At 55.8% G+C, this 14,222-nt stretch carries 14 protein-coding genes and 1 other RNA gene; 7 read left to right on the top strand and 8 right to left on the bottom strand.

Features of this window, described 5'->3' with window-relative positions; genetic code table 11:
• Window positions 1-90 precede the first annotated feature (90 nt).
• Window positions 91-471: a transfer-messenger RNA gene (ssrA, locus tag A6R74_RS13260) on the bottom strand.
• Window positions 472-516: 45 nt separating this feature from the next.
• Window positions 517-1,008, bottom strand: a complete 492-nt coding sequence (gene smpB / locus A6R74_RS13255; protein ID WP_064234974.1) for an SsrA-binding protein SmpB — start codon at window positions 1,006-1,008, stop codon at window positions 517-519.
• A 125-nt stretch (window positions 1,009-1,133) separates the two neighbouring features.
• On the opposite strand from smpB, the gene A6R74_RS13250 reads away from it, so the two are divergent.
• Both A6R74_RS13250 and A6R74_RS13245 read left to right on the top strand, forming a co-directional pair.
• A complete protein-coding gene (locus A6R74_RS13250; RefSeq protein WP_064234972.1) occupies window positions 1,134-1,568 on the top strand; it encodes a type II toxin-antitoxin system RatA family toxin in 435 nt (144 codons plus the stop codon).
• Window positions 1,558-1,878: an RnfH family protein gene (locus tag A6R74_RS13245; RefSeq protein WP_064234970.1), complete on the top strand. Its 321-nt coding sequence runs from the start codon at window positions 1,558-1,560 to the stop codon at window positions 1,876-1,878. Before A6R74_RS13250 ends, A6R74_RS13245 begins: the two co-directional genes overlap by 11 nt.
• A 2-nt stretch (window positions 1,879-1,880) precedes the next feature.
• Here the strand turns inward: A6R74_RS13245 and A6R74_RS13240 are convergent, their stop codons facing one another.
• On the bottom strand, window positions 1,881-2,339 hold the full coding sequence (locus tag A6R74_RS13240; protein ID WP_064234968.1) for an outer membrane protein assembly factor BamE: 459 nt from the start codon (window positions 2,337-2,339) through the stop codon (window positions 1,881-1,883).
• A 72-nt stretch (window positions 2,340-2,411) separates the two neighbouring features.
• On the opposite strand from A6R74_RS13240, the gene fur reads away from it, so the two are divergent.
• Entirely contained in the window at window positions 2,412-2,864 is a 453-nt protein-coding gene (fur, locus tag A6R74_RS13235; RefSeq protein WP_007111850.1) for a ferric iron uptake transcriptional regulator, read from the top strand.
• Window positions 2,865-3,014: 150 nt separating this feature from the next.
• On the opposite strand, the gene recN is transcribed toward fur, so the two are convergent.
• Entirely contained in the window at window positions 3,015-4,688 is a 1,674-nt protein-coding gene (gene recN / locus A6R74_RS13230) for a DNA repair protein RecN (protein WP_064234966.1), read from the bottom strand.
• Window positions 4,689-4,886: 198 nt separating this feature from the next.
• Between recN and grpE the strand changes: the two genes are divergently transcribed.
• From grpE to dnaJ, 3 genes are all read left to right on the top strand, one after another.
• Entirely contained in the window at window positions 4,887-5,528 is a 642-nt protein-coding gene (gene grpE, locus A6R74_RS13225) for a nucleotide exchange factor GrpE (RefSeq protein WP_064234963.1), read from the top strand.
• Window positions 5,529-5,686: 158 nt separating this feature from the next.
• Window positions 5,687-7,618, top strand: a complete 1,932-nt coding sequence (dnaK, locus tag A6R74_RS13220) for a molecular chaperone DnaK (protein ID WP_064234960.1) — start codon at window positions 5,687-5,689, stop codon at window positions 7,616-7,618.
• A 163-nt stretch (window positions 7,619-7,781) separates the two neighbouring features.
• Entirely contained in the window at window positions 7,782-8,927 is a 1,146-nt protein-coding gene (dnaJ, locus tag A6R74_RS13215) for a molecular chaperone DnaJ (RefSeq protein WP_007111846.1), read from the top strand.
• A 72-nt stretch (window positions 8,928-8,999) separates the two neighbouring features.
• On the opposite strand, the gene A6R74_RS13210 is transcribed toward dnaJ, so the two are convergent.
• Window positions 9,000-9,947, bottom strand: coding sequence for an HNH endonuclease (locus tag A6R74_RS13210; RefSeq protein WP_064234958.1), 948 nt, complete (start codon window positions 9,945-9,947; stop codon window positions 9,000-9,002).
• Window positions 9,948-10,142: 195 nt separating this feature from the next.
• Between A6R74_RS13210 and A6R74_RS13205 the strand changes: the two genes are divergently transcribed.
• Window positions 10,143-11,054, top strand: a complete 912-nt coding sequence (locus tag A6R74_RS13205) for a DMT family transporter (protein WP_064234955.1) — start codon at window positions 10,143-10,145, stop codon at window positions 11,052-11,054.
• On the opposite strand, the gene A6R74_RS13200 is transcribed toward A6R74_RS13205, so the two are convergent.
• The 3 genes from A6R74_RS13200 to A6R74_RS13190 are packed head-to-tail and all read right to left on the bottom strand — an operon-like array spanning window position 11,032 to window position 13,998.
• Window positions 11,032-11,781 carry an ABC transporter ATP-binding protein gene (locus A6R74_RS13200; RefSeq protein WP_064234953.1) on the bottom strand — a complete coding sequence of 250 codons (750 nt, stop codon included), beginning with the start codon at window positions 11,779-11,781 and terminating at the stop codon, window positions 11,032-11,034. The genes A6R74_RS13205 and A6R74_RS13200 overlap by 23 nt on opposite strands.
• A complete protein-coding gene (locus A6R74_RS13195; protein WP_240488230.1) occupies window positions 11,775-12,875 on the bottom strand; it encodes a FecCD family ABC transporter permease in 1,101 nt (366 codons plus the stop codon). Before A6R74_RS13195 ends, A6R74_RS13200 begins: the two co-directional genes overlap by 7 nt.
• Window positions 12,865-13,998: an ABC transporter substrate-binding protein gene (locus A6R74_RS13190; protein ID WP_064234951.1), complete on the bottom strand. Its 1,134-nt coding sequence runs from the start codon at window positions 13,996-13,998 to the stop codon at window positions 12,865-12,867. Before A6R74_RS13190 ends, A6R74_RS13195 begins: the two co-directional genes overlap by 11 nt.
• Window positions 13,999-14,222: the final 224 nt, after the last annotated feature.

Here is a 14,222-nt window from a genome sequence, read left to right as displayed (position 1 = left end):
GTATGAGCGCCACACGCTATTCCTAAACAGGCCCTTTTCACCCCACAGGCACAAAAAAGCACCCGTAGGTGCTTGATTTGTATAGTAAGGTGGTGGAGGCGGCGGGAATTGAACCCGCGTCCGCCAGCACGCGCCTATTGGCTCTACATGCTTAGATTCCGTCATTTAGTTTAGCGCGACTGACTCCGACGGTCAGGATTCAGCAACGCGAGCCTTCTAAAGTTTAACGCTTGGCGAGAAGACACCACCAAACGCGGTCCTATCAGCTTTAGCTCGTATCCCCGCAGTGATGAATAGGCACATCACCTTGGGGCCAGACAAGAAGCTAACAGTGTTTAAGCTGCTAGCGCGCCTTGAGCGTAGTTTTCGTCATTTGCGACTATTTTTTCGTGATGTGGGATTTACGAGATACATCACGCTCTCGGCATGCACCGCAAGGGTTGTCACCGGCGTCGAAACCATGTCGCCCCCTTAATACAGGTGAGCATTCTAACGTGCTCACAGCTGATTGACCAGTTAAGCCTTGGTATGTTCCCGCATAATCCGCCCTTTTTGACGGTTCCAGTCGCGGTCTTTTTCTGTCGCGCGCTTGTCATGCAGCTGTTTACCAGTCACGAGCGCCAACTCACACTTCACTTTATTGCGCTTCCAGTAAAGCTTAAGGGGCACACAGGTATGACCTTTGTCCTGGGTGACTGAAAAGATCTTAGCGATCTCTTTACGATGCAGCAGCAGTTTACGGGTGCGCGTCGGGTCGGCAATCTCGTGGGTGCTTGCCGTGTTAAGCGGCATCACATGACTACCCAGCAGAAACGCCTCGCCGTTGCGTACCAAAATGTAGGTATCGGTGAGCTGAGCTTTACCGGCCCGCATGCTTTTAACTTCCCAGCCAGCGAGTGCTAAACCTGCCTCGAAGGTTTCATCGATATGGTATTCAAATCGGGCCTTCTTGTTTTGGGCAATGACGCTGCTACCGGGACCTTTACTGTTACCTTTCTTAGTGGCCATGGAACCTCATAATTAATCTGTCAGTGGCATCCCCTTCGTTATTTGGGGAGGCGTGATACCATTTAAGGTCTGAAAATTGTTTCCCATGATACGCTTTGGGCACTGTGAAGTCAGCGGAGAGGTCAATGCCAACCGTCAATCGTTCCGCCTTAGTGCGGCACACCCCCCAGAAAATGTTCGATCTGGTTAATGACTTCGAGCGCTACCCGGAGTTTTTGCCAGGCTGCCGTCAGGCACGTTTGCTTGAGCATGATGATGTGCATCTGATCGGCGAAATGACCCTAGGACGCGCCGGCGTCGAGCAAACTATTACGACTCGCAACGAGCTTTATGCGCCCGAGCGTATAGAGCTTTCGCTGGTAAAAGGCCCCTTCAAGCGACTTAAAGGCCGTTGGCTGTTTATCCCCATGGGAGAGGGCGCCTGCAAAGTGAGTTTGGAAATGGAGTTTGAATTCGCCAATCGCCTGCTCGGCATGGCATTCGGAAAACTCTTCCAGCAAATCGCCGGACAGCTAGTTGATGCCTTCACCAAGCGCGCTAACGAGCTGTATGGTCGCTGAAACGCTCGCCGTTGAGGTGGCCTATGCGCTTCCATCAAAACAGCGCATAGTGGCTCTGCGAGTGCCTGAGGGCACTACAGCGCGCCAGGCCGTTGCCTTGGCTGATTTGCCCGCACTATTTCCTGAGGTGCCCGGCGATACGTTTGCCGAGGCACCGCTGGGTATCTTCGGAAAGGCGCTACGCAACCCTGATACCCAGCCGTTACGTGACGGGGATCGGGTTGAAGTTTACCGGCCATTGGCCATTGACCCCAAGGCCGCTCGACTAGAGCGCGCTAAGCGCCAAGCGAGCGACCTAGGGCACCGCTAAAGCTAAAGCTGTTGAACAGGCTGTACGCTCGCTGGTGGCCGTGTCTGGGTGCTCTCTTCAGGTAGTGCATCCATTGGGTCAACGCCTTCCGTTGCAGGCCCCATGTTGCTCTCACCTTCGAGTGGCAACGGTTTAGATAAATCGCCTTCTTGCTCAACGTTCACTAGACGACCCTGGGGATCGAAGGTGAGCGTTACGCGGCGCTGCTCTACATCGCCATACGCTTTATCTAAACGAAACACATAATCCCACTGGCTGGCGTCAAAGGGCGCTTCTAGCAGCGGTCTGCCCATCACATAAGTCACCTGCTCTTGGGTCATTCCTGGCTGAAGCTGGCTGACCATTTCCTGGGTGATCAGGTTGCCTTGGGGAATATCGCGCTTGTACACGCCGACGTAGCTGCAGCCGCTAATGACGGTAAGAGCAACGGAGAGCGTGATGATTTGAGTCAATTTTTGCATTTGGGCCTATTCTTCACTATCGTGGTTTCGGTTGATCATACCCGACCTAACCAGTTACTGCGAAGAGCGACCATGGCCGATCAGAACCATGAATTGCGCAAAGCCGGTCTAAAAGTGACCCTGCCGCGCGTCAAGATACTTCAAATTCTCGAAAATGTTTCGGGTCAGCACCACCTTAGCGCGGAAGAAGTGTACAAAACACTGATCGATGCGGGCGAAGATGTTGGCTTGGCAACCGTATACCGCGTTTTGACTCAGTTTGAGTCAGCGGGCTTGGTTATTCGTCATAATTTTGACGGAGGACATGCGGTATTCGAGATGACCCAAGAGGATCACCATGACCACATGGTGTGCCTTGAAAGCGGTGAGATCATTGAATTTGTTGATGAGATCATTGAGCGTCGTCAGCAAGAAATTGCTGAGGAGCACGGCTACGAACTAGTGGATCATGCCCTGGTGCTATATGTGCGTCCGCGTGGTTCCGACGTAACACGCCAGGACAGCGGGCCGACGAACAAGAAATAACGCTCCTAGGTCATCGCTAGTTTAAAGCATTAGTCGTTGGTCGAAATGTCAGCGCCCCTAATCTACTGGGCCGAATTCGCTAAGTGAATTCGCCTAGTGGATAGGGGCGTTTGTGTTTATCCAGTTATTGGGCGTATCAGGTATTTGGTATCAGTGTGGCGGACGCTGGCTGGCGTGAAGCATCTCCCGCGCGTGGGCGAGTGTTTGGTCTGAAAGCGTTACACCGCCCAGCATGCGTGCCAGTTCGCTGATGCGGCCCTGCTCGTCGAGCAGCGCCATTTGGGTTAGCGTGGTGTCACGTTTCGCCTGTTTCTCGATATGTAGGTGCTGGTGTGCCTGTGCGGCTACTTGCGGCAGGTGAGTAACGGTCATTACCTGACCGTTTTCACCCAGTTTGCGCAGCAGTTGGCCAACGATCTCTGCGGTGGCGCCCGAGATACCCACATCCACTTCGTCAAATACCAGGCTGGGCACCGTTGAGTGCGTCGCCGCGACGACTTGAATGGCGAGACTAATCCGCGATAATTCGCCGCCGGAAGCGACCTTGGTTAATGGGCGCGCAGGCTGGCCGGGGTTGGCGCTAATTAAAAACTGCACGCGGTCAAGGCCTTCAGGGGAGGGCGCGTCTTTGGCGGTGACCTCCACTTCAAAGCGCGCTTTACCCATGGCCAAAAAGCCTAACTGCTGCTGCACCTCTTTGCCCAAGCGAAGCGCGGCTTTTTGACGGTTCTCGGTGAGTTTCTTCGCCTTTTGGCGGTACGCTTCGCGGAGCTCGACTACCCGTGCACTGAGGGCCTCCAGGTCATTGCCCCCCTCTTCGAGCTGCGCGACCTCCCGCTGTAAATCGGCATGCAGGGCGCACAGCTCTTCAGGGGCAACGTGGTGCTTGCGAGCAATGCGATGGACATCGGTCATGCGCTCTTCTACCCAGGCGAGCCGTTCAGGGTCTAATTCGGTGGTGCTGGCGAGGCGGTTGAGTTCGCTGGAGGCCTCTTCTACTTGAATGCGCGCATCGCTCAGCATGGCTAGCGTGTTGGCCAGGGTGCCTTTATCACTCCCTGGTAGTGCGCTTAAGTGAGCGAAGGCCTGATTGAGTAAAGACAGTGCGCCGCCCTCATCGCTGGCGCAGCAGTCGGCGGCAAACTGGGTTTCGCGCAGCGTCTCTTCAGCATGGGCGAGGGTGTGCTGCTCTTCTTCTAGCGTGGCTAATTCGCCCTCTGCTAACGCGAGTTGATCCAGCTCCTCTACCTGGTAGCGCAGCAATTGCCGTTTGGCCTCTACTTCGCTGCCTTCTTCGCTTAGCTTCTTCAGCCGACGACGTGCATTGCGCCATTCGCGGAACGTTTCGGCTAATTGAGCGGTGGCATCGTTTAGGCCGGCGTAATCGTCCAGCAAGGCAAGGTGGGTCTCTTCGCGCATCAAAGCGTGATGAGCATGCTGGCCATGAATTTGAATCAGCTGCTCGCCGAGAGATTTCAGGTCGGAGATGGTCGCGGGTTGGCCGTTGATCCATGCTTTGGAACGACCGTTGGCGGTGACCACGCGGCGCAGTAAGCACTCTTCTGCCGGAAGCTCCCGGGCGGTCAGCCACTCGACGGCGGCGGGCAGGTGCTGAATATCAAAGCGCGCGGAGAGGTCAGTACGCTCGCGGCCGTGGCGCACGCTACCGGCATCAGCGCGCTCGCCCAGGCACAGCCCAAGGGCGCCTAACAGAATCGACTTGCCCGCCCCGGTTTCCCCGGTAATCGCGGTCATGCCGCCGGTTAAGTCGAGTTCTAAGTGATCGACAATGGCGAAATCTTGAATAGCTAGCTGAGTAAGCATGGCGCCTCCTGAGGCGGTACAGCATAGAAGCTGGATACTTATCCAATAGTTGTTGATTTATACAGTAGTTAATAACTCACTTCAATGCACCTCTTGAGATGGAATTTATGGCCCCCATATAGCGTGCATAGCTATTTAATACCCTCACTTTTTGCGCGAAGCCCGGTGTGGCAGCGCCTTACATTTTAGGAGCACAACATGGCGAAAGAACCGCAAACACCCATGGACGATGAGCTGGCCCGCCACGAGCATGAAGCCGAGGGCGCCGAGCAAGCGGCTGAGAGGGTCGTTGAAGAGCGCTTGATGGAGGGCGAGCTGGAAGGCCTGATCAATGACGAAGAGCCACTAGAAGGCAGCTCCGACAACCCTGAAGCGGAAATGCTGGCCGCCCAAGTAGGCGAGTTAGAGCAGAGCCTGGCCGACGCCAAGGATCAAGCCCTGCGCGCCGCCGCTGAAGCACAAAATGTGCGTCGCCGCGCTGAGCAGGAAGCCGAGAAAGCGCGCAAGTTTGCCCTAGAGAAGTTTGTTAAAGAGCTGCTGCCGGTGGTGGATAGCCTGGAAAAAGCCCTTGAGACCATGGAAGAGGGGGCCTCTGAGGTTCACCGGGAAGGCGTCTCTATGACCTTGAAGATGCAGTTGGGGGTACTCAACAAGTTCGGCGTTGAAAGCATTGAGCCCCATGGCGAGCCCTTCGACCCACAGGTGCATGAAGCCATGACCATGGTGCCTAACCCGGATCTTGATCCGAACACCGTGATGGACGTTATGCAGAAAGGCTATTTGCTCAATGGACGCTTGGTGCGCCCAGCCATGGTCGTAGTGAGTAAAAAGGCCGATTAAGCCACCGGCGGCACAGAGTCTTAAATAAGAGTGTGAAAAAAAGCCCTTGAAATGTCAGCGGCGGCCCCCAAATAAAGGGCAACCCCGCGGGGAAACCCGCAGACACGCTTTAAAAGATAAATTTCCAGTTTTGTAACAACCGAATTCGAGGTATTGCTATGGGACGTATAATTGGTATCGACCTGGGCACCACTAACTCTTGTGTGGCCGTGCTCGATGGTGACAGCGCTAAAGTAATTGAGAACGCCGAAGGCGGCCGCACAACGCCTTCTATCATCGCCTATACCGATGATGGTGAAACGCTGGTGGGTCAGGCCGCTAAACGCCAAGCCGTCACTAACCCAGAAAACACCCTTTACGCCATTAAACGTCTGATTGGCCGTCGCTTTAAAGACGACGTTGTCCAAAAAGACATCAAAATGGTGCCGTACAAAATCACCGAAGCCGACAACGGTGATGCCTGGGTTGAAGTAAAAGGCAAAAAAATGGCACCGCCGCAGGTAAGCGCGGAAGTGCTGAAGAAAATGAAGAAAACCGCCGAAGACTATCTGGGCGAAGCGGTTACCGAAGCGGTCATTACCGTACCGGCCTACTTCAACGACAGTCAGCGTCAGGCGACCAAAGACGCCGGCCGCATTGCGGGTCTAGACGTTAAGCGCATTATTAACGAGCCGACCGCTGCCGCACTGGCCTACGGTATGGACAAATCCCGCGGCGACAAAACCATCGCGGTTTACGACTTGGGTGGCGGTACCTTCGATATTTCGATCATCGAAATTGCTGATGTTGACGGTGAAACCCAGTTTGAAGTGTTGGCCACCAACGGCGACACCTTCCTGGGCGGCGAAGACTTTGACCTAGCGCTGATCAACTACCTGGTTGACCAGTTCAAGTCTGACAGCGGCATTGATCTTTCCGGCGATAACCTGGCCATGCAGCGTCTGAAAGAAGCCGCCGAGAAAGCCAAAATTGAGCTTTCCAGCGCCCAGCAGACCGACGTGAATCTGCCCTACATCACCGCCGATAACACTGGCCCGAAACACCTTAACGTTAAGGTGACGCGCGCCAAGCTGGAGTCGCTGGTAGAAGAGCTGGTTCAGCGCTCGCTCGAGCCGTGCAAAATGGCACTGAAAGACGCTGGCCTTTCTGCGTCTGAAATCGACGAAGTGATCCTGGTCGGTGGCCAGACACGTATGCCGATGGTGCAGAAGAAAGCCGCTGACTTCTTCGGTAAAGAAGCCCGCAAAGACGTTAATCCGGACGAAGCGGTTGCCGTGGGTGCCGCGATTCAGGGCGGCGTACTGGGTGGCGACGTTAAAGACGTACTGCTGCTCGACGTTACTCCGCTCACCCTGGGCATCGAAACCCTGGGTGGCATCATGACGCCGCTGATCGACAAGAACACCACCATCCCGACCAAGAAGACCCAAACTTTCTCAACTGCGGATGACAACCAAACGGCGGTTACCATCCACGCCGTACAGGGCGAGCGTAAGCAAGTCGCGCAGAATAAGTCGCTGGGTCGCTTTGACCTCGCTGATATTCCGCCTGCACCGCGCGGCGTACCGCAGATTGAAGTTGCCTTCGATCTGGATGCCAACGGCATCCTGAACGTTTCGGCGAAAGACAAGGCCACTGGCAAAGAGCAGTCTATCGTCATTAAAGCCTCTAGCGGCTTGTCGGACGAAGAAGTTGAGCAAATGGTACGTGACGCGGAAGCGCACGCTGAAGAAGACAAAAAGTTCGAAGCACTGGTGCAACTGCGTAACCAAGCCGATGGCATGATTCACGCCACGCGCAAAACGTTGGAAGAGGCCGGTGACAAGGCCACTGACGACGAGAAGCAGGCGATTGAGACGGCCATCAGCGAACTGGAAGAAGCGGTTAAAGGCGACGACGTCGATAACATCCAGAAGAAACTGGATGCCTTGACCGAAGCCTCTGGCCAGCTTGCTCAGAAGATGTACGCCGAGCAGGCAGAAGCAGCGCAGCAAGAAGGCGGCGAAGGTGCTGAAAGCACCTCCAAGCCAGAAGAAGATGTGGTTGACGCCGAGTACGAAGAAGTCAACGACGATCAGAAAAAGCAGTAACATCCTCTTTCTGCCAAGGAAAGCGGTGACGCGGGAGCTTACTCCCGCGTTGCTGTTTCCGAGACCAAGACGCACGTAGTTAGGTATATAGCTAGGTATGTAGCTAAATGAGTATCGCTAAATGTGCAGTTGAGTGCGTAGCTAACCAGGAGGCGTAGGGCCTATGTCCAAACGCGATTATTACGAAGTCCTGGGTGTCGAAAAAGGGGCCGATCAGAAAGAGATCAAGAAGGCCTATCGCCGTCTGGCGCAAAAATTCCACCCTGATCGAAACCCGGACGATAAAACCTCAGCGGAAAAATTCCGCGAAGTGTCCGAAGCGTATGAAGTGCTCAGCGACGGCGAAAAACGCGCTGCCTATGACCAGTTCGGCCATGCGGGCGTTGATGGCCAAGGTGGCGGCGGTGGTTTCGGCGGCGCAGGTGCCGGCGATTTCAGCGACATTTTCGGCGATGTGTTTGGCGATATTTTTGGCGGAGGCGGTGGTCGTCGCCGTGGGCCCAATGCCCCGGCACGCGGCTCCGACCTGCGCTATAACCTAGAGCTGGATCTAGAGAATGCCGTTGCCGGCACCACAGTCGATATCCGCGTGCCGCGGCATATCGAGTGTGACCGCTGCGATGGTGGTGGCGCCGAGCCAGGCTCCTCGAAAGAGACCTGCCCGACCTGTCACGGTCATGGTCAAGTGCGTATGCAGCAGGGTTTCTTCGCCGTGCAGCAGACTTGCCCGACCTGTCATGGCTCTGGCCAGCACATTAAAGTGCCGTGCCATAAGTGTAATGGCGAAGGGCGCGTACGCGAGACCCGCACGCTGTCTGTTAAGATTCCGCCCGGCGTGGATACCGGCGATCGTATCCGCTTGAATGGCGAAGGCGAGAGCGGCGTTAACGGTGGCCCGCCTGGGGATCTGTACGTGCAGGTGGCGATCAAGCCGCACCACATCTTCCAGCGTGACGGAAAGCACCTGCAGTGCGATGTGCCGATCAACTTCGTCGACGCAGCGCTAGGTGGCGAGCTTGAAGTGCCTACGCTAGACGGCCGCGTGAAGCTGAAAATTCCGCCGGAAACCCAAACAGGTAAGCTGTTCCGCCTGCGCGGTAAAGGTGTCAAGCCCGTGCGCGGTGGTATGCCCGGCGATTTGCTGTGCAAGGTGGTAGTGGAAACGCCGGTCAAGCTTAACGACGAGCAGCGCGACCTACTGCGCCAGCTCCAGAAGAGCTTTGACGACAGCAACAGCCACAACCATTCGCCTAAGAAAACCGGCTTCTTCGACAGTGTGAAGAGCTTCTTTGAAGATATGAAGCCGTAACAGCGATGCAATTCGCTGCATGATAAACGCCCCAGCATCTTTTAGGTGCTGGGGCGTTTTTTTGTAGATGATTTATTGCTGCAGGTGATCCATACGCCACACAAGTGCCTCGCGATCAGGCTGGTAGCGAGCTGATCTGGGTAGTACTAACGACTGCCCATCTAGCTCCCAAAGCCAGCTATTATCGGTCACGAAGCGGTCAATGCCTGGGCTTACATGCCATTGAAGGTCTGGCCCAGGAGCAATGAGATGGTTATCCATTGCCCAATGCAGGTTTGGTGTAAGTGCCAGGCCGTTCGTTGGGCGATCATCTTGGCTTTCCGAAAAAGGCACAAGGTGGGCAGCTTCTACAAGGTAACGATAGTCGGGTGTAATGTAGCGCAGTCGACTGGCCGCGCACCGATAATCATAGGCTTCAAGTACCAAGGAGCGAAAGGCGGCCGAGCGGGCCTGTTGCTGGCGCTCTTCTATGACATTGCCGATCAGTGTTTCAGGGTGTTTTTCATATTCACTGCTGTCTAACGCCCTCGTCAGGTAGCGGTGAATGTCTTTCTGGTGGTATTGCTCGTCATAGAGATATTTGGTTACCAGGAGTGCGCTGGCGTCGTGAGCCTTCTGACTGTTCTGAAATATTTTAAACAGTTCGGGATCAAATAGGGCTTCGGTGAAAAGCTCCCGTAAGGCGGCGATGGATTTTGGTTGGCCTAGTCGCGGTGCAAGAGTGGCAATATTTGCGGCAAACAGTGGTTGCCAAAGAGGCCCCGACCGGCCTTGATCGCTTTTGAGGTGCCAAAGGGGAAGCTGAGGATTCGCTGGCTGGCGTTGCCCGGTAATGGCCTCGTAGAGGTCGAAGTAGCGAGAAATAAGTCTGTCATCAATAGCTATAGTTGGCGTTGTGATATGCCCACTCTGGACTTCACAAATAATCGCCAACAAAAGGCAGGGCTTGTTGGGGGCCAAGCGGCCACGGCTGTGACCCACCCTTAGCTTGGCCAGACAGCTTAGCGTTTCATCCATCATGTTGTGTCTCTAGGCGGTACTTTACGTTGCTGCGAAGGTTAGCACGGCTTTTAGGTAAAGCAGGGTGCTACATAATGTAAAATGGTAGGTCTTTATTGGTATCTCAAATATCAGCTTGGTGATTTGCACAAGCCTGACTCGCTATTTAATGCTCTGTTTAGAAGTGGATTGTTTGTGCAAAGGACAAGAGAAACGATGCTGGATGAAGACGCGCGCCCGGGGTTGGGCATCTGGCTCCGGGTGCTCTCAGGCGCTCTGTTCACTGGCATGCTGGTGTGCATTAAAGCCGTGAGCGACGTGGTGCCTGTGGGGCAGTCGGTGTTTTTTCGTTCATTATTTGCGCTGCTGCCTATCGTGATTTTTCTGCTACTGCGGCGGGAGTTTCCCCACGGGTTGGCTACGCGGCGCCCCTTGGGGCATGCGCTGCGCTCGGGGATGGGGGCGGCGGCGATGTTTGCCTCCTTTGCGGCGGTGGCGCTGCTACCCGTCGCCGAGGCGACGCTATTAGCCCAGCTAACGCCGGTGTTTATGGCGATAGGCGGTGTGCTGCTGTTGGGGGAGCGCTTCTCGCTCTACCGCGCTGGCGGCATAATATTGGCGATTGCTGGAGTGGCAGTGCTGATCTTACCTGGGCTCAATGCCAGTTCCAGCAATGGGCAAATAACCGGGTACGCGTTAGGGGCGCTGGGTGCCCTGTTAACCGCTGGGGCGCTACTGACCGTGAGGCGTATTTCGCGTACTGAGACGGCAGCTTCTATCGCCTTCTACTTTATTGTGGTGGCAGCGCTGGCTGGGCTTGCCACGCTCCCGCTGGGCTGGGCCGCGCTCACTCAGGCGGAGTTTGCCCTGTTGGTGCTCTCGGGCCTGTTTGGCGGCGCCGCCCATATCGCAATGACATTAGCGCTGCGCTACGCCGAGGCGTCACGTTTGGCGCCTTTTGAATATATTGCCCTGGTGTGGCCTGTGCTCACCGATTGGGTGCTGTTTGGCATACCGGTCTCCAGCGGCTTCCTGCTAGCGCTACCGCTGATGTTAAGCGGGGTAGCGCTAGCGGCGATGGAAGGGCGGCGGCTTAGGTTAACGGCTAAATGGCTGCTTCGACGATAAGCTGCGGCTGGCCTTTCGAGCACGGCTCAATTCGGGCCGTGACTTTATATACTTGCTGCAACAGCGCTGGCGTAATCACTTCAGCGGTAGGGCCGCAGGCAATCAGGCGGCCATTATCCAGCAGCATGGCGGCGTCGGCGAAGCGTAGCGCATGTCCCAGGTCGTGGAGCGCCACCAGAATCAGCATCTGGCGCTCGTCGGCCAACCGACGCAGCACTGTCAACAGGCTGATCTGGCGGTTGAGGTCGAGCGCCGAAGTTGGCTCGTCCAGCATCAAAATCTCTGGCTCTTGCACCAGCGCTTGAGCGGCGCTGACCAGTTGGCGCTGGCCGCCGCTGAGGTCGCCGATATCGCGCTCGCCAAGGGCCGTTATCGCCAGTTCTTCCAGCGCGCGATCCACTTGGGCCAAATCCTCTGGCTGTACTTTTAATCCGCGCCCCTGCATACGCGCCAAAAGCACCGATTCATAGACCGTGAGCACCGCCTTGGCGCCAGTGTCCTGTGGCATATAGCCGACTGGCCGCTCGGCGCTGGTGCCGTTGATGATCACCTCACCTTCGCCTTTCAATAGCCCTAACACGCGCCGAAAAAGCGTCGATTTACCCGCTGCGTTGGGGCCCAGTAGCGCGACCACTTGGCCACCGTGAAAGCAGGGCGTGGTGATCTCTTGCAGAATAGGGTGCCGCCCATAGCGGGCGGATACGCGGTTTAGTTGTAGCGTTACCATGAGGCCTTCTTGTGGTTAAGCACCAGAAATAGGAAGAAGGGAATGCCCACCAGCGAGGTGATAATACCAATGGGGATGATGGTGCCGGGGATAATGATCTTGGAGATAACCGAGCCAACGGAGAGGATGAGCGCGCCGCACAGCGCCGAGCCGGGCAGGAAGAAGCGCTGATCTTCACCCAGCAGAATGCGCGCAATATGCGGCCCCACCAAGCCAATAAACCCAATAGTGCCTACAAACGCCACCGCGATAGCGGCGAGCAGCGACACCAGCACCAGCACTTCCAAGCGCAGCGCGCGGGGATTGACGCCCATGCTTTCGGCTTTGGCATCGCCCAGGCGCATAGCCGTCAGCGCCCAGCCATGGCGGGCAAGCAGCGGCATCGACAAGGCGAGAATGCTGAGGGCGATCCAGAACTTGGGCCAAGTGGCTTTGGTCAAACTGCCCATGGTCCAGAATACCACCGCGGAAACTGCCTCTTGGCTGGCAAAGAACTGAATCAGCGCCATTAGCGAGTTGAAAATAAACACCATGGCGATGCCAAGCAGCACAATGGTCTCTACCGTCACGCCGCGCTTAAGGCTCAAGGCATGAATTAAGAAGGCGGTGAACATGGCCATCACAAAGGCATTGATGGGCACCACAAACTCAATCGCTGCCGGCACAATGGCCACACCAAACGCCAGGCCCAGAGCAGCGCCAAAACTGGCCCCGGCGGAAATCCCCAGGGTAAATGGGCTAGCGAGCGGATTGCTCAAAATGGTCTGCATCTGCGCCCCGGCCACGGACAGGCTGGCGCCGACCACCAGTGCCATCAGCGCCACCGGCATGCGGATTTCCCAAAGAATTACCCGCGCTTGCTGACTAACGCTACCCGGCGTAAACAGCGCCGCAATCACCTCGCCCAGGCTATAACGGGCAGGGCCTAGTGCCAGGTCAACGCAGAGGCTAAAAAACAGTGCTAATACCAGTGCTACCAATATCATTTGGCGGCGGAAAACCTGGCTATGGTAGAAGGCGCGTCCCTGTGAGACGCTCTCTGACACCTCTGTTTCCGATACCTTCATTTCCGAGACTTGCGTATCAGTCGTCATGCAGCGATATCCAGTAGCCGGGTTCATAGTCGATGGGTAGGAAGCGTTCGTGCAACTCTTCCATCGTGGCGTTGGGGTCCAGGTCTTCAAACAGCTCAGGATGTAGCCACTTGGCTAGCTGCTGCACGGCGACGAAGTAGTAGGGGCTGTTGTAAAACTGGTGCCAAATGGCGTGGAAGTTGCCTGATTCAACGGCCTTAATGCCGGTCATCGCGGTGCGCTCTGTCAGCGCTTCCAGCTTGGCGTGAGCCTGTTGCATATCAGACCCAGGTCCCACGCCGACCCAGTCGCCGCCAGGTACGTAGGCATCCCAGTTGCCGCCAGTGACAACGACGTGATCGGGGTTGGCGGCAATAATCTGTTCAGGGTTCAGGTTGCCGAAGCTGTTGGGAATAATGCCTTCAGCAATATTGCTGCCGCCTGCCAGGGTGACATAATCGCCAAAGTTGGCAGGGCCAAAGCTCATGCAGCACTCGTCGGAGTAGCCGCCTGCCCGGTCGATAAAAACGCTGGGGCGCTCTGGGTTGGCCCCGGCAATCACATCGGTTACCCGTGCCAGTTCAGTCTCGGCAAATTCGATAAACGCTTCTGCGGCCTCTTCATCGTCCATGATTTGGCCGATGATGCGCATGGAGGGAATGGTGTGCTCAAGTGGGTCTTCACGAAAATCCACATAAACGATGGGGATGCCCAATTGCGCCAATTTGTCGTCGTAGGCGGCGTCTTCGGTGGCAGCTTTTGCCTCGATGTTCATCAGCACTACGTCGGGATTAAGCGCGGCGGCCTGCTCTACATCGAAGGTGCCGTCTTTGAAACCGCCAAAGGTAGGGATGTCTTCAATCTCTGGGAAGCGCTCGGCGTAACGAGCATAGTTATCGGGGTCCGCCTGAGAGAAGTCTTCGCGCCAACCCACAACATGGGCAAAAGGGTCTTCAGGTTCGAGTAACCCGAGCAGATAAATTTGCCGCCCTTCGCCTAAAATAACCCGTTCGGCAGGGGCGTCCAGAGTGACCTGGCGGCCAGCGACATCGGTGATGGTGATATCGTCAGCCACAGCAGTGGCGCAGCAAGCAAAGCTGATAAGCGTACCAAGCAGAATTTTTACAGGCGGAGAACTGAGCATTTTTTTACTCGTTGGTCGATATTGGTTAACAGGGCTGGCATCGCTGATGCGTTATGACGATTGATAGCATAGAGATGCAATTGCTATTGTAACTGATTAGCGTTTGTGCGGCATCACTGGGGGTACAGGACTTAATAGTTCACATGCTAAGCTTTGCTCTTGCCATTTATTCTTCGGCGACGGCTTCACGTCTTGGGCTCTGAACGGCAATGGGCTGTTAACGC

Source organism: Halomonas sp. ALS9 (assembly GCF_001651035.1).
In the GTDB taxonomy this organism is placed as follows: Bacteria; Pseudomonadota; Gammaproteobacteria; order Pseudomonadales; family Halomonadaceae; genus Vreelandella.
Note: the sequence above shows the minus strand (reverse complement) of the source record. Positions and strands in the feature narration are given on the sequence as shown.